Origin of the sequence: uncultured Dysgonomonas sp., assembly GCF_900079725.1 — a bacterium.
In the GTDB taxonomy this organism is placed as follows: domain Bacteria; phylum Bacteroidota; class Bacteroidia; order Bacteroidales; family Dysgonomonadaceae; genus Dysgonomonas.
In genome coordinates this window covers 5,100,974-5,119,972 of sequence record NZ_LT599032.1, presented here as the reverse complement: position 1 = coordinate 5,119,972, position 18,999 = coordinate 5,100,974, and the positions used below count along the sequence as shown (strand labels likewise).

The window sequence follows — 18,999 nt, the reverse complement described above, 5'->3', positions numbered from 1 at the left end:
TGACTTATTCTAAAGATCACATGTTTCTACTGTTTCTGTAAAGTGTTTTTTGCGTATTTTCATTGTTATCACGACATGCATGACAGTCCACAAAACAATATCAAAAATTAGCAAAAAATTGATATTTACATAAGGAGCCAACAGGACATTACTTGCTCCAAAAAATATAGAGATTAATAATATTACTATCATTGTCGACTTGTGTGACAAGCCCAAGTCCAGAAATTTATGATGAATATGGTTTTTATCCGGTTTGAAGGGATTGCATCCGGTACGTAGCCGATGTATAACCACCCGTACCACATCGAACATAGGTACGATTAGCAATGAAAATACTATTACAATAGAGTGTGGAATCTGTACCTGCATTACTTCCGGCTCAAAGTAACATAACTTTATCGTAAACACAGAGAGTAACATCGCTATAGTAAGCGAGCCGCCATCTCCCATGAATATTTTTCGACCTCTTTTTACATTTCCAAATACATTATAATAAAAAAATGGAACCAGCATTCCAAATGCAATAAAAGCCTGTATACAATAAAACCATGAGTGAAGATACATAAATATACAGCCATAAAAGAGAAAAGCAATCATGCTCAATCCGGAAGCCAGACCATCAATGCCATCAATAAGATTTATAGCATTGAGGATAAAAATTATAATAAATATGGTAAGAGGTATACCAAACGATAATGAAATATCATAAATGCCAAAAATACCATATAGATTGTTTATCCATAAACCGGAAGCAACAAAGATAGAGGCAACAAAAACCTGAATAACAAACTTTTGCCGATATTGCAGACCAACTAAGTCATCGCCAATTCCGGTCAGGTATAGTATCATGGTACAACATAATGTTAGTATCCATTCTTTTACAGATTCCATACCGATAGAGATATCCAGTGTATCTCTAAAAATAATATAAGCACATAAAAACAGAGCCGAGACGAGCATAAATGTTGGAAAAAAAGCAACACCGCCCAGTCGGGGAATAATACCCATATGTACTTTCCTTTCATCTACAATATCAAATAGTCTTTTCTTTAGTGCTATAAATCGAATCTGGGGTATAAGAAACCACGAGGAAAACAAACTAATGATAAAAGGCAAAAAACAATAAATACATAATTCCATATTTTTTCACACTTTTTTGAAGGTATCCGGGTAGGACGTATACCCTTATTATAGGGTGTCTATCTTTTCTAAGAGCGATGGATGAATATGCGCACTTACAACAGCAACCACTCCATCTATATTAACCATAATGCGTCTGTCTCGTTTTATTCTGACGATAGTGCCTTCCACTCCTTTAAAAATTCCATTGGTAACTCTCACCCTGGTGCCATTTCTCAACACAGGAGCAATATGTGTTAAAAATAGTGTTTGTTCGTCCTGAGTACTAGATATAGCTATAAAATGCTTCATTTGGTCATCAGGAACAATGATTGGCATTTTTCTTGCTTTATCAATCATATACCGGATGGGAATGCTACTCTCTAATTCTTTCTTTAAAGTATCGAGAGTAGGGCGATTAGTATGAATGAAAATAAGATTACGAATTGCTGGTAACAACTCTTTTTTAGTTTTTCCTTTCCGAATAATTTCTGTCAGTTTTAAAGGAACAAAACTTTCTGTTTTTATGGTATCCAAATATGCTTTCAATTTGGTTTCTCGACCATAAGTAACTCTAATGGCAAACCATTTGTATGACTCTTTTTTTTTGACTGACATACTTAACAAAATAACATACCTTGGGGACACCCCGATATTGATATTATCGGATCAATTTGATTTTGAGTAAATTAAAAATTGAATATATAGAAAACTTGCACTATCCAGTAACAAATTTTCTCTACGAGTATAATAAAAAGATTTCTTTACTAATTCTTATCACTTCCCAAAAAATAAGAATATTTAGCCCTAAAAAAAACAATCATTTAGTTCATGACCTGAAGCTCTTATATAAATCTAAGAGGCATTTTATTATACAAACAATTTTTGTTAGGTAGATAAGGTTCTTTTATTGAAAAGTATCAATAAACACCGCATTTAGTTTACAAAAGTAAAAGATATTCCTTATTTATATGCATATTTCATTTAAAAAATTTATTAAAAAAACTTTTAGTTTTTCTAACTTCTTCGATGCTAAAAGCATGCTCATATGTGGAATCCAAATAGTAGGTGTTTTTATCAGGAACATATATATTAATATCAAGCTGATGGTAGTAATCCTATCTTCGGTATTTACGCTATATTAATTTGCGCATACTTAGGATGATAGACAATAAATCTCTATCTATTTGTCTCCCTATTTTATGCTGGAGATCTTGCAGTATCCTTACCTGGTCCAATTACGGCCTTCTATTTGTCTTCTTCTTTCATCAGCAATATCCCACTCAGGATAGAACTTACAACATCAGCTTTCTTCAACACCATCAGATGATCGCCATCTTCTACGGGAAAAGCATTTTTGATATGTTCATAGGGAAATATCTGGTCCAGGGTGCCATGTATATGGTATAAGTTTTTGTGGTTACTTCCGGGTAGCCATTCCGTAATTTGTTTCACAGCCCATTTAATATATGCAGGGTCGGTATATGTCATTACCTTTTCCAATTCGGATGTAGGCATATTATATACAAAGCGGTTGAATGCATTGGTTATGAATTCGGTAGACGAATATACCCGCATCGGAACTCTTTCGGCCAGATTAGTCCTTCTTACGGCGCGGAACAGGTTCGGAATTTCGTCTTCGCTTTTAAAAGACGAGATTATAATACTTTTTATGGGTTTTAGGAAGCGGTCCATTTCTTGCATAATAACTGCGCCGAAGGAGTAGCCCACGAGTACAAAGGGGTGTGAAGTATCTATCTTTCCTGCCATTGCATGCGCATATTCATTCAACGATTCATCGGCACGGGGAATGTACCACTCTATGTATTTTTTCTTAAATCCTTTAGGTAATTTCAGCTTGTCAAAAACGCTGCAATTGTAGCACATGCCTGATATGAAATATACATTGATATCTTTTTTCTTCGTCCCGACGATGCTCTGCCAAATTATTTTCAACAGGCTCCTCTTTTTTTTATTTTTTTCCTGTGCCATATACCGGTTTAGAGTGTTACATTCAGGTATCTAAAGGTAATAATTTTAATTTAAAAACAATCGGATAATTGGTTAAGTTAATTTTATGGTAAGACAGTGTTAAAAATCGATTTTCTATATTAGATATGCATTGCTTTTACGTTAAAAAATAGGAATCCCAATTTATAAATTTTAAATTTGTTATAACATTTGGGTATTATACAGTAAATCACAAACAATCGGCCAATATGAAACTTCAGAACAGCTATATATTACTGGCTTGCATACTTCTGTTTAGCTTACAGGCCTGCGTCGATAAAGATTATGACTGGGGTAATATGGATAAAAGTGGGGTAATAAGTATTCCGCCCATTCCGTTAGGCGATATTGATACAATATACATAAAAGGCTTACCCCAATTGAACGAATCGTGGGGCATCCCGATCCCTGATGGTTCTATAGCTTTGAGTGATACAATACGTGGACTGTTTGATGACAATGCGATCCGCAAATTCTTTTATGAAGGGAATGAGACTGTTGAAATTTCAGCAAAGATTGATATTTATGTCGCTATTAAAGGAGTATCACTCGATGTTTACTTTAATATTATAGATACCGGAAAGCGAAGGATAAACAAAGTGCTGATACCAAAACAAACGCTTATTACCGGGAAGCAGCAGGACTTCTCTGTTAAAATTACGTCCGAATATATGCAATATATGGAATCAGCATCCGACTTACAGCTTGTGATAGTCCTTAGTTCCAAAGATGCTATTCTCTGGCTTGGTGATAAGGATTATTTATATATCTGGGGAGCTATTGTGAAAACAGGTGGATTCTACTATGAACTTTAAAATGTAGGTTGATAGGGAAAATGAGATTTATAACAAGACTACATGCCATATCGATAGCCATTCTGGGCATTTTCTCCATAAGTGGAGGATATGCGCAGGTTACTCAATCAGACTATTTTATGAAGACATCATATCTTCGGAATAGCCTTAATCCGGCATTACGTCCCGAACAGGGTTATCTTGTAGTACCAATTTTACCTACCATAGGAGCAAATGGGCAGACGAATAAAATCAATTTGGATAATTTCACATTTAAGGGTCTTGATGGTAAGCGGGTTACGTTTATGCATCAGAGTGTTGGTGTAGAGCAATTTTTGTCGAAGTTATCTTATGACAATTATGCAAATGCAGATGTAAATATAAAGCTTTTCGGATTGGGGTTTTATAGAGGTGATCATTTTTGGAATATAGATATGGGAGTGAGAACCCACGCCGATGTCAATATACCAAAACCGTTTTTTGAATTATTGAAAAGAGGGTTCGGACAGGAAGAACAATCCACATATGACCTCTCCGACTTGCATGCCACAGGTTATTCTTTTATCGAAATAGGTGTTTCACATTCGCGCATGTTTATGGATAATAACCTGACACTCGGTGCACGGGTCAAATTTCTGGGGGGACTTGCCGATTTCAAATTCGACACCAAAAGTCTGAATATAGATGCAGGACCCGATTATTGGAAAGCAAAATCGAAGGCCTCATTGATCGGTTCTGCACCAGGAGTTGCACCGAGGTATGACGAAAAAGGGAATCTGGATGGCTTTACTTTCGGGAATTTTAATCTGCCCGGTTTAGGTGTTGGTGTAGATTTGGGCGCAGTGTATGATGTAAAAGAATTATTTCCGGTTTTGAAGGGATTGAAAATTTCTGCAGCAATAAACGATATTGGGTTTATATCCTGGTCTAAGGCTAATACTATAAATCTGCAGTCGCCCGAAACGGAAGTAATTGTATCTCCTAACGATTACTCAATATATGAAAGAGACGGTTCGTCGGTCTTCGACGTTTTCGAAGATGCACTTGACGATATTAAAAAGGCTGTAAATCTGAAAGGAGAGACAAAAAGAGGGCGCGCTTCTATGCTCCGCTTGAATATGAACCTAGGTGCTGAATATGAATTGGTCAGGGATAAACTTACGGCAGGAGCATTATACACTATACGTTTTGGTAGTTATTCCAATATTTCGGAATTTACCCTTTCGGCTAACTATCGTCCCTGTACATGGTTTGCAACCAGTTTGACCTATTCGGTCAATCACAGTCAGTTCGATACATTTGGTTTAGCGCTCCATATTGTACCGTCTAAAGGTTTAAATCTTTTTCTTGCCAGCGATTATGCAACACCTCATATTTCATCCGATTTTGTCCCTACCACCAGCCGGGCGCTTAACTTTCAGTTTGGAATAAGTATCCCCTTGGGAGAAAGACATAAATAAACACTGAGTCATCAAAGTTAAATAACTTATTATCAATAATTTAATTATTTTGAAAAATAATTATTAAGTTTTGAAAACTTTCTTAACCCTAAATCTGTTTATTACTCTGAGACAGATGAGATAAATAATACAAATAATAGTTAATCGATACTGTCATATCGTTAATGTGCAAGTAGCAAACAATTTAATACTTTTAAAATAAATGGCAGCAGTTAATCCCTACCTATCTTTCAATGGCAATTGTGAGGCTGCTTTCAATTTCTATAAGTCCGTATTTGGTGGTGAGTTTACATATCTGAGTCGCTTTAAAGATATGCCTTCAGAACAGCCGATGCCCGATACCGAGAAAGAAAAAATACTGCATATGTCATTGCCTATAGGAGGCGGAACTATTCTTATGGGTTCTGATACATCCGAGGTATTTGGTGTCAGAACAAAGTTTGGAGACAATATCTCTTTATCTGTGAATATGGATAGTGAGGCTGAAACTCAGCGTGTATTCAACGAGCTTTCGGTTGGAGGAAAAGTGATAATGCCATTAGAAAAGATGTTTTGGGATTCATTATTCGGGCATTTTGCGGACAAATTCGGAGTTCTATGGATGGTAAATTATGAATATAAAATATAACGGAGAAACAAGAGAGCGAACAGACTTTTCAACCTTTAGATAAATTGAACAAAATTTTTGCTCCGTATCCTCAGAATGATTTTTCAGGCGAGGGTACGGAGTTCTGTTTTTATATTAAATTGCAGCCCGAAAAAACATAATATATTAAGATATGATTTACATAGCACTATTGCGGGGTATCAATGTAGGCGGAAAAAATATTGTAAAGATGGCTGAACTGAAAAAAGTATTTGAAAATATGGGCTTCCATAGCGTACAGTCATATATTCAGAGCGGTAATGTATTGTTTATTTCCGACAAGGAAGAAGAACAACTCCGAGTAGAAATAGAAACAATTATAGAAAATACTTTTGGGTTTCCCATTGCTCTAATATTAAGAACGTTAGATGAGTTGGAAACGATTATCGCAGAATGTCCGTTCACCGGGGAAGATATAAACGAAGCTATTGCATCATCGGATGATGAAGTATTATATGTATCTATGTTTGCCCGGAATCCGTCGTTAAAAGACACCGAACGCCTGACAAAATACAATACGCAGCAAGATAAATATAAAATATCAGGGCGAAATATTTATTTTTTGTTTTATAACAGTATCCGCAATTCCAAACTGGCTGCCAGCTTACAGAAAACGGATATTCTATCCACTTCTCGTAATTTTAAAACGATAAGCAAACTCGCAGAACTAGGAAAGGCCATGCGATAAAATAATATAGGTGACTAATAAAGTGAGAGGCCACTTCCATCCCGGGAGCAGCCTCTCAATGTTTTGAAGAGATTTTTGAGTAATTTAGAGTAATTGTTTATGTAGTATTTAGAACACGAAATTTAATCCTAATTGTATCTGGCTAAGGTCGAAGTCGAAGCCAAAAGTATTGGTCTTTTTACTGCCGAATTTCTCATACTGATAACCTAAGAAACCGAATTTTCCGGTCAGAGTCAGATTGTCCGATACATTGATGGCAACGCCGGGTCTGAAGCCGACTTCCAATTCATGCACCTTAGTATCAGTAGATTTTACCTTACTGTAAGTATATCCGGCGCCACCATCAACAAACAAACCACCTATATTTCCTTTGAGGAATGAGTAACGAGCAAACGGACTTACAGTGAACCCGTCAGACTTTGCCTTACCTTCCAGTACATTATATTCTTTATGTGCATAGCCCAGTTTCATACCTACTCCCCAGTTGTCTGATAACATATAGCCTACTTCTGGCGTGATATTGAAATTTGTCAATCTTTCACCGTCTGTTACTTTACTTGTATTAAAGCCTGTACTACCTCCTATCCATACCTTGCCTGTCTGAGCATTAACTACCGAAGTCAAACCAAACATAACTGCGAGTGTAAAAAATAACTTTTTCATAATCTTTCATTTTAAAAAATTGATAACCTAACTAATCTTTATTTACCTAACTAATCTTTATTTTGTATTCATTGTATATTGTTTTCGAATACATGACAAAGGTCGTGCAAAACCAAAGGTGAAAAAAGCCCCGTATGGCGGTAATAATGTCCTATTATTCTTATTTAGTAAAAAAATGAAGAAAATGCGCTTCTGGCTAATGTTCTGATATTCGTGTGGTATGTTCTAAAATTCTTATAATGAAAAATAATGCTTTTAAATAAAAAATAGTACGTTTGCAAATATGTCTAAAATAACAAACTTAGCTTAATGACAAATTATTTGAATACACACCTTGACGCCAATTCTGATGAAGTCGTAGATGTTTTGGATGAATTACCTTTCTGGTCGGCACCATTCGGTCTAAAGCTGCTGGAATATGTAAAAATCAGAAAAAATATGTCGGCACTCGACATTGGTTTTGGTGCAGGATTTCCGTTGACCGAAATAGCCATGCGGTTGGGGAATTCCGGAAAAACATATGGTATAGACTGCTGGGATACAGCGATTTGTCGAGCAGAAAAGAAAATAAAGACTTATGATATTCAAAACACCCGGATCATACGTGGAGTAGCTGAAAATATCCCTTTAGAAAAGGAAACTATCGACCTTATTACCAGTAATAATGCATTGAATAATGTATCCGATCTGGAGAAATCGATAAGCGAATGTTCCCGTATAATTAAGAAAGGCGGACAGTTCATACAAACAATGAATACACAGGATACAATGATTGAATTTTATCAAATCATGGAGAATGTGCTGAGTACCTTACATATGCAGTCATCATTAGTTAAGATGAAGGAACATATATATAAAAAGAGGAAGCCGGTGGAGGAATATCTTCAATTGCTGGAAAAATATGATTTCACTGTAAATAACCTGGTATCGGACCGATTTGAATATAAATATGCAGATAGTTCAACTTTGCTAAACAGCTATTTTATCCGTCTGGCATTTCTCGATGGCTGGAAAGAGATTGTCCCTGCCGACAGGCTAACAGAAGTCTTATCTACTGTAGAGTCAGAGATGAATAGAGTAGCAGATATAAAAGGCTGTTTTATACTTAGCATACCTTTTGTATTGATAGATTGTATAAAGAGATAAAATAAGATATATGAACTTATCCAAAGTGCAGATCAAAGATATTTCGGAGCAGATAGACCCCTCTGCTATCAAAAACTTTATCGTATCCGATAAGGCGGTACACTTCCCGTCTATGTCATCAAGTTTCCCTATAGTTATCGATGGAGCAGTATTTGCCATTTGCATCAGTGGTACGGGAAGGATAAAGATAAACTTCAAGGAATATGAGACCAGAAAAGGAACTATCTTAACCATCTTGCCCAATTACGTACTCGAAGTAATTGAGCAGAGTGATGATATGATGACCGAGTTTCTTATTTTCTCTCCCGACTTCCTGACAGAGATGCCTGTATCGAGCAATTTCGACATTTCGATGAGTATAATACAATCTCCCTGTCTTCAGATATCAGAGGCACAAGCGGATAAATTACTTGAGTTTCATTCATTTATTGTAACTCAATATAAGCGCAAGGATCATCCGTTCAGGGAGCAAATGGCGAAGGGACTCCTTTATACATTACTGATAGAGGTCGGCGCCATTTATTATAATAAGATGAAAGAAGTGCAGGATAATCCTGATGCGGATATTATGTCAGAGACCAATTCATATCAGAAAGAACAGGTACTTAATTTCTTCAAATTGCTGCTTCATAATCATAAGGAGGAGAAAACATTGCAGTTTTATGCCGATAAGATGTGCCTTACACCTAAATACCTGTCTACTATCATAAAAGAACGTACAGGCCGTACAGCTTTCTCTTGGATAAATGAGGTGCTTATTTCATCTACAAAATATATGCTTAAAACTACGGATATGACCATATTGCAGATTTCGGAAGAGTTGAACTTCCCTAATCCGTCTTTTTTCGGACGTTTCTTTAAGAAGCACACAGGAATGACACCTATACAGTATAGAGAAAGCTGAACTCTATAGTTATAATTTATGAAATATCTTTATTATGACATTGGGGGACATGGAGGCAACTTGTGCAGAATTTGCCATGAAATACCGGGAAGTAAAATCCTTTACATATAAAGAGAAGATCGTTAACCGAACTGGAAATTGTATCAGGATATAAACTGTTTTAAAAGCGGATTTTTTTCGATGTCGTCAAATCGTTTGACAGCAACGCCCAGTTTTTCGAACAGCCTTTTCACCAGAGGATCAATTTCCGCAACATATACTTCTTTGATGCGATTGGTCAATAACCATAGCGCTACATAGTTGACGTCTTTCTTCACGATAATGTCTTTTTCTACTTCCATTACCGATTTACTATCTACATGCAATACTATAATAGGTATTGTATCCAGACAGGATTCGTCTATTATTTCGTTTTTGAGGAATAGTGCTATTTTCATATACTGATCATTTTGTTCAGAAATTACCGTTTCAATAATATACCTGATTGCCTTGCTTTTTTTATATGGTCGGTTAGCATTACAATTGCCTGATGACTGATAAATCCTTTTTCCGACACTTTAGTTTCATTTTCTCTAGCCAGTTTAGGCCTTACGGAGAGTAAAATAGCAGATATTCTATTTTCCTGCATATCACCCGCTTTTTTATATTTTGAGAGCCTTACCATTTCCATATTTAATCCATTTTAAATTGTTTTGTAAAGTTCATCAATGAAAGCGGTTTAGAAAAGCCCTATTGTGAGGAATAAATGTTCCGATAGTCGGATTTGAAGATTGCAGGCTGCAAAAAAACTTTTTTTAAGAACAAGTTGTATAATTACCTAGAGACATTGAGAGAATGGCATACATTTTAAGTTTAATACATCATATTCGCCATGTTTATATTATATTATTTCTAAGTGATTTATTCTTTAAAATCTTTATTTAATAAGGGCTTTATCGACGGGAACTCTAAATATTGTATAAGATTGAATAGCGAAATCTAAATGAGAATAGTATGGTAATTTATAAATATGTCACATATTCGCTATATTTATACACCTTATTATCAAACGATTAAATTATTTGTCACTATGAGACTTCTCAATTCGATGTAACTTTAGTATAGATATGCTTTACATTCGAAGAACTTATCGGCATTAGTTTTAATGATCCTTTGGAGTTAAAGGAAGGAATATAGTTTCACAGTTTATTTCGTTTTATCCAGTCAAATATCGTATTATAGACTTTATTTCGTACTTCCGCCCTCGATAGAGTAAGATCATGCAACCCTCCCTGTATAGAAAGGACTTCCACATCACCCTTTATGTTATGGGCTATACGTTGAATATCATTTATATTCAATATAGCATCACGGCTCGAGACCTGTTCCATATCTTTAATGTCTGTCACCGACTGAGCTGAATGCAGCAACAATACGGGCTTAGATATATAAAATGCTTTCCTCAATTCATTTTGTGTTTTATGAATTGCACGCAACCATCCCAGATTTATTTTAGGTGCAAGGTTGGGCTTCCAGTCCAGTATGTAATCCCATTCTCCTCTGTAGGATTTATGGATACTCTTGCCATATTCTTCACTGAACCCTCCCGAAATAGTAACTTTAGGTATAAACCGCCCTGCAATAGATACAAGAGGTAAAAGCATTTTAACCCGTTTTGCCAGATTGAATTCATAAAAAGGGCTGTTGAGTATCAACCCGTCAAATAATTTGCTGTCTGTATGATCTTTGGCAAATAAGGTAACAATAAGCCCGCCTGTGGAATGCCCAAACAAAAGAGTCTCTTTATTACCTTCGCTGCGGATAATATCCAGTGATTGGAGTATTTCTTCGTAATAATCTTTCAGATTACGTATATCATTAAATTTCTGATGTGACAGAAACGAACGACCATATTTTCTCAGATCGATGGCATAGAAATTAAATCCATAATCGTTGAAACGGCAGGCCATTTCCGTCTGAAAGAAATAATCATTAAATCCATGTATGTATAATACCGCTTTGTCAGATTTACTTTCTGGCAGGCGACGTATAAGTGTCGCTGTAACCATACCTTCGTAATCGTCTCTCAATTTGAGAGTTTGAGCTTCGAATCCGTCTTTTAATATATCTTCTTTGTATGGAGAATTACTCATAGATTTTGTTTCTTATTTTTCAGGATTAACGCTATCTCTCCGGATTTGTTCATTAGTCCGAGATATTGAATTCTGCAGAGAGGGTTATTTCTGCATATTTACACAGACGGTATCTACCGGGGTTGAATATTTGTATATTTTCAGGAGTAAATAGAGGTATTTTATATGTCTTAGATGCATTGTTGGATAGTGTATGAGTTGTCCATAAGAATTTTGTATATGAAGGATAATAGCATCGCTCCCATCCCATTTCGCCATAACGTTCTATGTAATAATGGTTCAGTGGAGCGATCTCCATCTGTGAGTTGTTGATGATAATAACCGTTAACGAGTCTGTATTGGAGTTACATGCCGCTGGCGATACAGTCATAGTAAAATCTCCGTCCGAATGTAGTGTATTGATGTTTGCATTAATAGAATCTGCTTGTGTAATTGTAAATTCAGCAGTCAATATTGTCGTAATTTCCTTTTTAATGCGGTATTTTCCCGGAATATAATCGAAAAATTCATTCCATAGGTAAGCGTCGAATCCGGCATCTTTATGAGGTTGCAAAAGATATGCAATATCGTGGATTACTAAAGCATTTTCAGAAGAAAAACGAACCTCACTCCATGAATTATTTTTATAATATTCAAAACTATTTCTTTCTCCAAAGGTGGCTTCATTATCAGTATTGTTTGTTATTAGCCCGTGTATCTTTTCGTCACCTAAGGTATATGTATCAGGCAAAACAACCATCGTAAACGGAATATGTGTAACAGAGGAGACAGCTTCACCGCCCTCTCCCCTCTCCTTTTGGGCAGCTCGGTTGCAACTATTACCGGACAGCAACAGGATTGATAAAAAGAATATCGCAGGTGTCAGATTCAGTATAATTTTCTTCATAATCTTTTGGATTTGAATCCTTAAAGTTACAAATAATTATCAGTAGACATGTCTATTGCAGTAAGGTTCTCCTCCTTGTCAACTTGAATAACTTGCTTCATTTAACAAAAATATCCACATAAATTAATACTTTTACGACTTAAATATGCATCACAGCAACAAAACATTCTCTCTTGTTGTTTTAGACATAAATGTATTTGATATTAACTCAAAAAAAATAGAAACAATGAAATTAACGAAAGGTATAATTGCTATTATTGTAGTTGTAGTTCTCGGGCTGATTGTATTTATGTATGCAAAATCGCTTCAGAACAGTATGGTAGGGAAAGAAGAAGGGGTGACTTCTCAATGGGCTCAGGTACAGAATGCATACCAGCGCCGTGCCGATCTTGTGCCTAATCTGGTCGCGACTGTGAAAGGTTATGCTACTCACGAACAGGAGACTCTTCAGGCTGTAGTGGATGCCCGTGCAAAAGCTACACAGATGAATGTAAATGCAGACCAGCTTACAGAAGAGAATATCAAAAAATATCAGGAAGCGCAAGGGCAACTGGGTGCTGCACTCGGTCGTTTGTTGATGGTGCAGGAGAACTATCCTGACCTGAAAGCCAATACTAACTTCCTTGCCTTGCAGGATGAACTTACGGGAACAGAGAACCGTATCTCCACAGAGCGGAATAAGTTTAATGAGAGAGTAAGAGAATACAACACTTACATCCGTATGTTCCCTAAAAATATCTTTGCCGGCATGTTCGGTTTCGATAAGAAAGGATATTTCGAAGCCGATGCATCAGCTCAAAGTGCACCAAAAGTAGAATTTTAATAAATAAGCTATTGGCTAAAACTATTGGTTGTTAGCTTCATAAAATGAAACGGATATTAAATATATTCTTGTTATTGCTTGTGACTGTTTTGTTGCAGGCACAGGACGATCTGCCCTCTCCCATGTCACCCCCAAGACTCGTCAATGACTTTGCACAGACATTCGATGCCTCGCAGCGTGACGACCTGGAACAGATACTGAAAGCCTACAACGATAGTACATCTACACAAATATATGTAGTAACAGTTGCCGATTTGCAGGGTTATGCCGTATCGGACTATGCTGCCCGTCTGGGTGAAAAATGGGGTATCGGCCAAAAAGACAAGAATAACGGCGTGCTTATACTCATAAAACCGCGTATAGGTAACGAGCGTGGGCAGGTATTTATTGCCACAGGCTACGGAGTAGAGCATATACTTACCGATGCCCGTTGCGGCCGTATCATAGACCAGTATATGATCCCATATCTGCAAAGCGGGGATTATTACAATGCATCCAAAGCGGCCGTTCTTGCCATAATTAAATATTTGGCAGGAGAATTTCAGGCCGATGAAGAAAATTATTCCGGTAGTTCGCTCATTGCAAATATAGTGCTAGTGGTTGTTATATTGCTTATTCTCTATATCGCTTTCAAAAACAACAAAGGAGGTCCTTCTTCGGGGGGACGCTGGCGTGGCGGAGGTTTTGGTGGCGGCTTCGGCGGCTGGGGGGGAGGTAGTTCCTCCGGTGGTGGCTGGAGCAGCGGAGGAGGAAGCTTTGGTGGCGGAGGTGGTGGAAGCTTCGGCGGAGGTGGTGCCGGACGTAGTTTCTGAACAAAAGATCACGATTAGTAATCAATATAGAGGCAGGTATAAAGACTAGATTTATACCTGTTTTTTATTCGTATTGCAGACAAACTTACTTATGTATTCTAAACGCATACTTTAATCCGCAGTAATAGAGCCGAAATTGCGTCGATAATCTAAAGGTGATATCTGAAAGTATTTAAGGAATACACGTCTCATGTTGTCAGGAGTACCCAATCCGCAGGCATCCGTTATTTCTTTGAGCGATAGTTTGGTTTCTACCAGGTATCTGCAAGCTGTTTCTATGCGGATCTTATCTATATATTTTGCCGGAGTAATTCCTGTTTCGCGGACAAATACACGTGCGAAATTACGTGGGCTCATCGCTGCCTGTTCAGCCAGTATCTCTACGGTCAGGCTGTCCGTCAGATGTTCCTGTATCCAGCCTTCTATATCCAATATAGGCCGGTAATCGGTATTCTGATGGGTAAGTACAGAACTGTACTGGGACTGGTTGCCGGGACGCTTCAGGTATAATACCATCTGTTTAGCTACTTCCAGAGCCAGTGCCCGTCCGTGGTCTTCTTCTATCAGAGCCAGAGCCAAATCCATTCCGGCAGATATTCCTGCCGAAGTATAGATATTCCCGTCTTTAATAAAAATAGGGTTGCTATCTACCTGTATATCGGGGTAATCATGCATTAGTTTTTCACACAATTCCCAGTGAGTAGTGGCTTTTCTTCCAGTCAGTATGCCCGACTCAGCAAGAAAGAATGTACCTGTACATACCGAACAAATTCGCCGTGCAGTCTTCGACTGGTGTTTTATCCACTTTAATATCTTATTATTTAGATTATAATGGTCTTGCATCGAATTAGGCATGCCCGGAACAAAAAGGGTATCTATTTCTAATCCGGCAGCATCAAAGTTATTATCACATTGTATCGTCATTCCGGAGGCTGTACGTACAGTTTTACTTCTTCCGGCAGATAATGTGTGCAGAACATAGGTATCTGCCTTATCTTTTTTTTGCAGACATTCGATTGCCTGCGAAAAGACTTCATACGGTCCGGTTATATCCAACAGTGTACTATCGGGGATAACAAGAAATGCAATATGCTTGTGTCGTGACATAAATATATGATTTATATTTATATACAAATATAATATAAAGAATGAGTTTATGGCAGTTTTTGCCTGATTATTGTCATTTCAGACAACATATATAAGAGATAACTTTGTCGTGAAATAATAAATCAAAACTTATGACTTTAAAATTTATGACTGCCGAAGAAGCGGCATCTCTTATTAATAATAACGACAATATTGGATTTAGTGGTTTCACACATGCCGGTTGCCCTAAAGTTGTTCCTGTTGCATTGGCCAAACGCGCTGAAGATGAACATGCAAAAGGTAATCCCTTTAAAGTAGGGATGTTTACAGGGGCGTCTACCGGCGACAGTATCGATGGAGCTTTGGCACGTGCGCATGCCATCAAGTTCCGGACACCTTATCAGACCAATAAGGATATGAGGAATGCTATCAATAGCGGGGAGGTTCCTTACTTCGATTTACATCTGTCCACTTTGGCGCAAGACCTCCGATATGGTTTTTACGGGCCTGTGGATGTAGCAATTATCGAAGCCAGTGATGTAACCGTAAACGGAGAAATAGTGCCTACATGCGGTGTGGGCATTATACCAACAATTGCCCGCTTGGCAAAAATTGTAATTGTAGAACTGAATAGTTGGCATCCTAAAGAACTGCGGGGAATGCATGACCTGATAGAACTCCCTACTCCACCCCATCGCGAACATATTCCTGTTTATTCGGTTCGGGACCGTATTGGTAAAGACTATGTAAAAGTTGATCCGGAGAAGATTGTGGTGGTAAAAACCAATAAACCAAATGAAGGCGGCTCGTTTACTCCTGTAGATGAAATAACAAAGCAGATTGGCCTAAACGCGGTTTCATTCTTTATAAAGGAAATGCAAGAAGGCCGCATACCTGAAACCTTCCTGCCTGTACAGTCGGGAGTCGGCAATATAGCTAATGCCGTACTGTCTGCGTTGGGCGAAAGCAAGGATATACCCGACTTCGAAGTATACACAGAAGTGATACAGGACGCTGTTATAGGACTGATGGAAGCCGGGCGTATTAAATTTGCCAGCGGGGGGACACTCACCGTTAGTAATCCGTGTATAGAACGGATTTACAAGAATTTGCCATTTTTCAGGGAAAGAATTATATTTCGTACAGCAGAGATCTCCAACAATCCCGAAATCGCCCGCCGTTTGGGTATTATTGCCATGAATACAGCTCTGGAGGCTGATATTTTCGGAAATATCAATTCTACACATGTAATGGGCAGCAAGTTGATGAATGGTATAGGAGGTTCTGGCGACTTTGCACGCAGTGCGTACCTGTCTATTTTCCTTACGCCGTCGACAGCCAAAGACGGAAAGATTAGTGCATTTGTACCGATGGTTTCGCATACAGACCATAGTGAGCATTCTGTAAAGGTCATTATTTCAGAATACGGAGTGGCTGATCTGCGTGGAAAATCGCCGAAAGACCGGGCCGCATGTATTATCGAAAACTGTGTACATCCTGATTACCGTCCCTTATTGTATGCTTACCTTAATAGCGGAGCCAATGGGCAAACTCCGGTAAATCTGGACAGAGCTTTTGATTTTCATAAATCATTTATGAGTACGGGAGATATGCGCAATGCAGAAATGGGATAAAACCAGAAGAAACTTAGGCTACAGTTTATATGATTACAAGTAGCACCACCCACCTTGTACTCCATCTGTAGCCCGCTCCTTTACCTAAATGTTGCAGTTATTTATCAGGTTATTCAGGTCATCTTAATACGTCACAAGATTTTTGCCATACGCTTTTACAGGTATGACATGCCAGTATCTTATCTCTCAATAAGATTTTTTCTTAATTAAAGATTTTGAGTATTGATTTTTCATGAGACTTAGCGTGTACCTTGTGATTTTACTGGTTGCAAATATATATAATATTTAGAAAAAAAACACTTATATACACCAAAACTCACAATACAAATAAAAAAAATATAAATAAGGGGCGAACAGATAATTTTATATATCATTTCCTACAAGCCTATAATAATTATATTCGTAATGCTCTTCTTTCAGAGTCTTTGTACCGTTGAATGATACGTAAGACAGACGATCGGGCAGAAACATTTAGGAAATCATACATTTAAGAGGTATCTTTGCTTACATGAAAAAATTAGCGATTGTGGGATGTGGGTATCTTGCCGAAATTGTAGCGGATGCACTTATAAATGGCTTATTGCCTGAATATGATTTAACTGGAGTTTATTCGCGTACTGCGTCAAAAGCCGGACGAATTGCAAAAAAAATGCAGCAACATGGTAAATCATGCTCTGCATGTGCGACACTGGAAGACTTATTGGCTCTGAAACCCGACTATCTGGTGGAAGCAGCATCCCCTGCTGCCATGAAAGAACTGGCCCTGCCTACATTAAAAAACGGCACATCTGTTATCACTTTGTCTATAGGAGCTTTTGCCGATACCGCTTTTTATAAGGAGGTGATGGAAACAGCAAAAGCAAATGGCACACGTATATACATTGCTTCTGGGGCTACAGGAGGTTTCGATGTTTTGAGAACCGCCACCCTGATGGGGAATGCATCTGCCCGTTTCTTCAATGAGAAAGGCGTTAATGCACTGAGGAGGTCGCCTGTTTATGATCCATCTTTGGAAACCGAACAGCGTATTGTCTTTTCGGGAACTGCAAGGGAAGCTATCGACGTATTTCCAACGGGGCTAAATGTATCAGTTGCAGCTTCACTGGCTTCTGTAGGTGCTGAAAAAATGCATGTGACTATGCAGTCTACTCCGGGATTTAGAGGTGACACCCAACGGGTTGAAATTAAAAATGATCAGGTACATGCCGTAGTAGATGTATACAGTGCTACATCCGAAATTGCAGGTTGGTCGGTAGTGAGTACTCTGATCAATATCGTTTCACCTATTGTATTCTGATAAATTTTTCAATACTTTTTCACTCAGGCGATCAAAAGCCTGACGTGTGCGGCCGGTGGAAACTTGCATACAACGGATATGTGGATGGTCAATCAAGTGTTTTCCTCCCAATGCTCCTACTGTATCACAAAAGCAGAGGTTGTCACCTTCCAGCCATTTGGTAAACGCAACCTCGTCCCAAGCCGGAGATAAACCTGTATTGAAAAGTATCTTCTTGTTTCCTAGTTGTTCAAATTCTGGTTCGTGTAATAAAACCGTATTTTTATTGAGACAGCAGCAAACAACTTCACTATGCGAAAGGAGTTCCCGCAAAGGCAGGAATTGATAACCTTTGGCTTTTGCGTCTTGTTTTTCCTTGCGGGAGAAATAAGCTATGTCAGCGCCAAAGAATCTCAATGCATCGGCTATCATACCACCCGATTTTCCCAGTCCTATAATTCCCACCTTTAGCCCGGTAATTTCGCGGGGCATTTCATCCCATGGCTCCTGACCAAATCCGTGAAGGCAGCGTACAAGCTCACTGATTACATATTCTACCACCCCTTCGTCGCCATAATCCCGGATACCTGTTACCGTAATACCCCGTTCGTTAGCATAACGGATGTCTACGTTGGCACTTTCGGGAGAATACAGGGAACAGCACATTCCTATATATTTAATATCGGGACATCTTTCTAATACATATCGGTTAATCTGTGAGGTATAACTCAGAAGTACGGCATCCGCATTACCTATACGCGCAATGATTTCATTATCATCTGCAGGTATATCCTGATGCATAACAACTTCCTTTGCAAAAGAATGCAACTCCTTCTCAGCGGACGGGATCAGGCTCACCGGCTCTATAGCCACAAGTTTATTGAACATAATTTAAAAGAATTAAAGAATAAAGATAACAA

At 38.0% G+C, this 18,999-nt stretch carries 20 protein-coding genes; 10 read left to right on the top strand and 10 right to left on the bottom strand.

The window, feature by feature from the left end; translation table 11 throughout:
- Positions 1-9 precede the first annotated feature (9 nt).
- The 3 genes from QZL88_RS20705 to QZL88_RS20695 form a co-directional block, all read right to left on the bottom strand.
- On the bottom strand, positions 10-1,140 hold the full coding sequence (locus QZL88_RS20705) for an MraY family glycosyltransferase (RefSeq protein ID WP_296944805.1): 1,131 nt from the start codon (positions 1,138-1,140) through the stop codon (positions 10-12).
- Between the two features lie 48 nt (positions 1,141-1,188).
- Positions 1,189-1,737, bottom strand: a complete 549-nt coding sequence (locus tag QZL88_RS20700) for a UpxY family transcription antiterminator (RefSeq protein ID WP_296944803.1) — start codon at positions 1,735-1,737, stop codon at positions 1,189-1,191.
- Positions 1,738-2,367: 630 nt separating this feature from the next.
- Entirely contained in the window at positions 2,368-3,075 is a 708-nt protein-coding gene (locus QZL88_RS20695) for an alpha/beta hydrolase (protein WP_296944800.1), read from the bottom strand.
- A gap of 263 nt (positions 3,076-3,338) precedes the next feature.
- Here QZL88_RS20695 and QZL88_RS20690 point away from each other — a divergent pair, with 263 nt between their 5' ends.
- The 4 genes from QZL88_RS20690 to QZL88_RS20675 all read left to right on the top strand — a co-directional run bounded on the left by QZL88_RS20690 (position 3,339) and on the right by QZL88_RS20675 (position 6,717).
- On the top strand, positions 3,339-3,944 hold the full coding sequence (locus QZL88_RS20690) for a hypothetical protein (protein WP_296944798.1): 606 nt from the start codon (positions 3,339-3,341) through the stop codon (positions 3,942-3,944).
- Positions 3,945-3,964: 20 nt separating this feature from the next.
- Positions 3,965-5,383, top strand: coding sequence for a DUF5723 family protein (locus tag QZL88_RS20685; protein WP_296944795.1), 1,419 nt, complete (start codon positions 3,965-3,967; stop codon positions 5,381-5,383).
- Between the two features lie 202 nt (positions 5,384-5,585).
- On the top strand, positions 5,586-6,011 hold the full coding sequence (locus tag QZL88_RS20680) for a VOC family protein (protein ID WP_296944792.1): 426 nt from the start codon (positions 5,586-5,588) through the stop codon (positions 6,009-6,011).
- 151 nt (positions 6,012-6,162) lie between these two features.
- Complete coding sequence (locus tag QZL88_RS20675) at positions 6,163-6,717, top strand: DUF1697 domain-containing protein (RefSeq protein ID WP_296944790.1); 555 nt, start codon at positions 6,163-6,165, stop codon at positions 6,715-6,717.
- Between the two features lie 108 nt (positions 6,718-6,825).
- Here the strand turns inward: QZL88_RS20675 and QZL88_RS20670 are convergent, their stop codons facing one another.
- Positions 6,826-7,380 carry a porin family protein gene (locus tag QZL88_RS20670; protein ID WP_296944787.1) on the bottom strand — a complete coding sequence of 185 codons (555 nt, stop codon included), beginning with the start codon at positions 7,378-7,380 and terminating at the stop codon, positions 6,826-6,828.
- Between the two features lie 309 nt (positions 7,381-7,689).
- On the opposite strand from QZL88_RS20670, the gene QZL88_RS20665 reads away from it, so the two are divergent.
- Together QZL88_RS20665 and QZL88_RS20660 are read left to right on the top strand one after the other, a co-directional pair.
- On the top strand, positions 7,690-8,526 hold the full coding sequence (locus tag QZL88_RS20665; protein ID WP_296944784.1) for a class I SAM-dependent methyltransferase: 837 nt from the start codon (positions 7,690-7,692) through the stop codon (positions 8,524-8,526).
- Between the two features lie 10 nt (positions 8,527-8,536).
- A complete protein-coding gene (locus tag QZL88_RS20660) occupies positions 8,537-9,430 on the top strand; it encodes a helix-turn-helix transcriptional regulator (RefSeq protein WP_296944781.1) in 894 nt (297 codons plus the stop codon).
- A gap of 143 nt (positions 9,431-9,573) precedes the next feature.
- Here the strand turns inward: QZL88_RS20660 and QZL88_RS20655 are convergent, their stop codons facing one another.
- From QZL88_RS20655 to QZL88_RS20640, 4 genes are all read right to left on the bottom strand, one after another.
- Entirely contained in the window at positions 9,574-9,867 is a 294-nt protein-coding gene (locus tag QZL88_RS20655; protein ID WP_296944778.1) for a hypothetical protein, read from the bottom strand.
- Positions 9,868-9,890: 23 nt separating this feature from the next.
- Positions 9,891-10,100, bottom strand: coding sequence for a hypothetical protein (locus QZL88_RS20650; protein ID WP_296944776.1), 210 nt, complete (start codon positions 10,098-10,100; stop codon positions 9,891-9,893).
- A gap of 508 nt (positions 10,101-10,608) precedes the next feature.
- Complete coding sequence (locus QZL88_RS20645) at positions 10,609-11,562, bottom strand: alpha/beta hydrolase (RefSeq protein ID WP_296944773.1); 954 nt, start codon at positions 11,560-11,562, stop codon at positions 10,609-10,611.
- Positions 11,563-11,614: 52 nt separating this feature from the next.
- Entirely contained in the window at positions 11,615-12,448 is an 834-nt protein-coding gene (locus tag QZL88_RS20640; protein ID WP_296944770.1) for an immunoglobulin-like domain-containing protein, read from the bottom strand.
- Between the two features lie 226 nt (positions 12,449-12,674).
- On the opposite strand from QZL88_RS20640, the gene QZL88_RS20635 reads away from it, so the two are divergent.
- Both QZL88_RS20635 and QZL88_RS20630 read left to right on the top strand, forming a co-directional pair.
- Complete coding sequence (locus QZL88_RS20635; RefSeq protein ID WP_296944768.1) at positions 12,675-13,271, top strand: LemA family protein; 597 nt, start codon at positions 12,675-12,677, stop codon at positions 13,269-13,271.
- A gap of 44 nt (positions 13,272-13,315) precedes the next feature.
- Positions 13,316-14,083: a TPM domain-containing protein gene (locus QZL88_RS20630; protein ID WP_296944767.1), complete on the top strand. Its 768-nt coding sequence runs from the start codon at positions 13,316-13,318 to the stop codon at positions 14,081-14,083.
- A 111-nt stretch (positions 14,084-14,194) separates the two neighbouring features.
- On the opposite strand, the gene QZL88_RS20625 is transcribed toward QZL88_RS20630, so the two are convergent.
- On the bottom strand, positions 14,195-15,190 hold the full coding sequence (locus QZL88_RS20625; RefSeq protein ID WP_296944764.1) for a GlxA family transcriptional regulator: 996 nt from the start codon (positions 15,188-15,190) through the stop codon (positions 14,195-14,197).
- Positions 15,191-15,321: 131 nt separating this feature from the next.
- Here QZL88_RS20625 and QZL88_RS20620 point away from each other — a divergent pair, with 131 nt between their 5' ends.
- Positions 15,322-16,803 carry a succinate CoA transferase gene (locus tag QZL88_RS20620; RefSeq protein ID WP_296944760.1) on the top strand — a complete coding sequence of 494 codons (1,482 nt, stop codon included), beginning with the start codon at positions 15,322-15,324 and terminating at the stop codon, positions 16,801-16,803.
- 508 nt (positions 16,804-17,311) lie between these two features.
- A complete protein-coding gene (locus tag QZL88_RS20615; protein WP_296944757.1) occupies positions 17,312-18,100 on the top strand; it encodes an aspartate dehydrogenase domain-containing protein in 789 nt (262 codons plus the stop codon).
- On the opposite strand, the gene QZL88_RS20610 is transcribed toward QZL88_RS20615, so the two are convergent.
- A complete protein-coding gene (locus QZL88_RS20610; RefSeq protein ID WP_296944755.1) occupies positions 18,083-18,967 on the bottom strand; it encodes a D-isomer specific 2-hydroxyacid dehydrogenase family protein in 885 nt (294 codons plus the stop codon). The genes QZL88_RS20615 and QZL88_RS20610 overlap by 18 nt on opposite strands.
- Positions 18,968-18,999: the final 32 nt, after the last annotated feature.

Bases quoted from the DNA above. Each gene is read 5' to 3' on its own strand.
- QZL88_RS20705 (WP_296944805.1), bottom strand. From the start codon at position 1,140: ATGGAATTATGTATTTATTGTTTTTTGCCTTTTATCATTAGTTTGTTT.
- QZL88_RS20700 (WP_296944803.1), bottom strand. From the start codon at position 1,737: ATGTCAGTCAAAAAAAAAGAGTCATACAAATGGTTTGCCATTAGAGTT.
- QZL88_RS20690 (WP_296944798.1), top strand. From the start codon at position 3,339: ATGAAACTTCAGAACAGCTATATATTACTGGCTTGCATACTTCTGTTT.
- QZL88_RS20685 (WP_296944795.1), top strand. From the start codon at position 3,965: ATGAGATTTATAACAAGACTACATGCCATATCGATAGCCATTCTGGGC.
- QZL88_RS20680 (WP_296944792.1), top strand. From the start codon at position 5,586: ATGGCAGCAGTTAATCCCTACCTATCTTTCAATGGCAATTGTGAGGCT.
- QZL88_RS20675 (WP_296944790.1), top strand. From the start codon at position 6,163: ATGATTTACATAGCACTATTGCGGGGTATCAATGTAGGCGGAAAAAAT.
- QZL88_RS20670 (WP_296944787.1), bottom strand. From the start codon at position 7,380: ATGAAAAAGTTATTTTTTACACTCGCAGTTATGTTTGGTTTGACTTCG.
- QZL88_RS20665 (WP_296944784.1), top strand. From the start codon at position 7,690: ATGACAAATTATTTGAATACACACCTTGACGCCAATTCTGATGAAGTC.
- QZL88_RS20660 (WP_296944781.1), top strand. From the start codon at position 8,537: ATGAACTTATCCAAAGTGCAGATCAAAGATATTTCGGAGCAGATAGAC.
- QZL88_RS20655 (WP_296944778.1), bottom strand. From the start codon at position 9,867: ATGAAAATAGCACTATTCCTCAAAAACGAAATAATAGACGAATCCTGT.
- QZL88_RS20650 (WP_296944776.1), bottom strand. From the start codon at position 10,100: ATGGAAATGGTAAGGCTCTCAAAATATAAAAAAGCGGGTGATATGCAG.
- QZL88_RS20645 (WP_296944773.1), bottom strand. From the start codon at position 11,562: ATGAGTAATTCTCCATACAAAGAAGATATATTAAAAGACGGATTCGAA.
- QZL88_RS20640 (WP_296944770.1), bottom strand. From the start codon at position 12,448: ATGAAGAAAATTATACTGAATCTGACACCTGCGATATTCTTTTTATCA.
- QZL88_RS20635 (WP_296944768.1), top strand. From the start codon at position 12,675: ATGAAATTAACGAAAGGTATAATTGCTATTATTGTAGTTGTAGTTCTC.
- QZL88_RS20630 (WP_296944767.1), top strand. From the start codon at position 13,316: ATGAAACGGATATTAAATATATTCTTGTTATTGCTTGTGACTGTTTTG.
- QZL88_RS20625 (WP_296944764.1), bottom strand. From the start codon at position 15,190: ATGTCACGACACAAGCATATTGCATTTCTTGTTATCCCCGATAGTACA.
- QZL88_RS20620 (WP_296944760.1), top strand. From the start codon at position 15,322: ATGACTTTAAAATTTATGACTGCCGAAGAAGCGGCATCTCTTATTAAT.
- QZL88_RS20615 (WP_296944757.1), top strand. From the start codon at position 17,312: ATGAAAAAATTAGCGATTGTGGGATGTGGGTATCTTGCCGAAATTGTA.
- QZL88_RS20610 (WP_296944755.1), bottom strand. From the start codon at position 18,967: ATGTTCAATAAACTTGTGGCTATAGAGCCGGTGAGCCTGATCCCGTCC.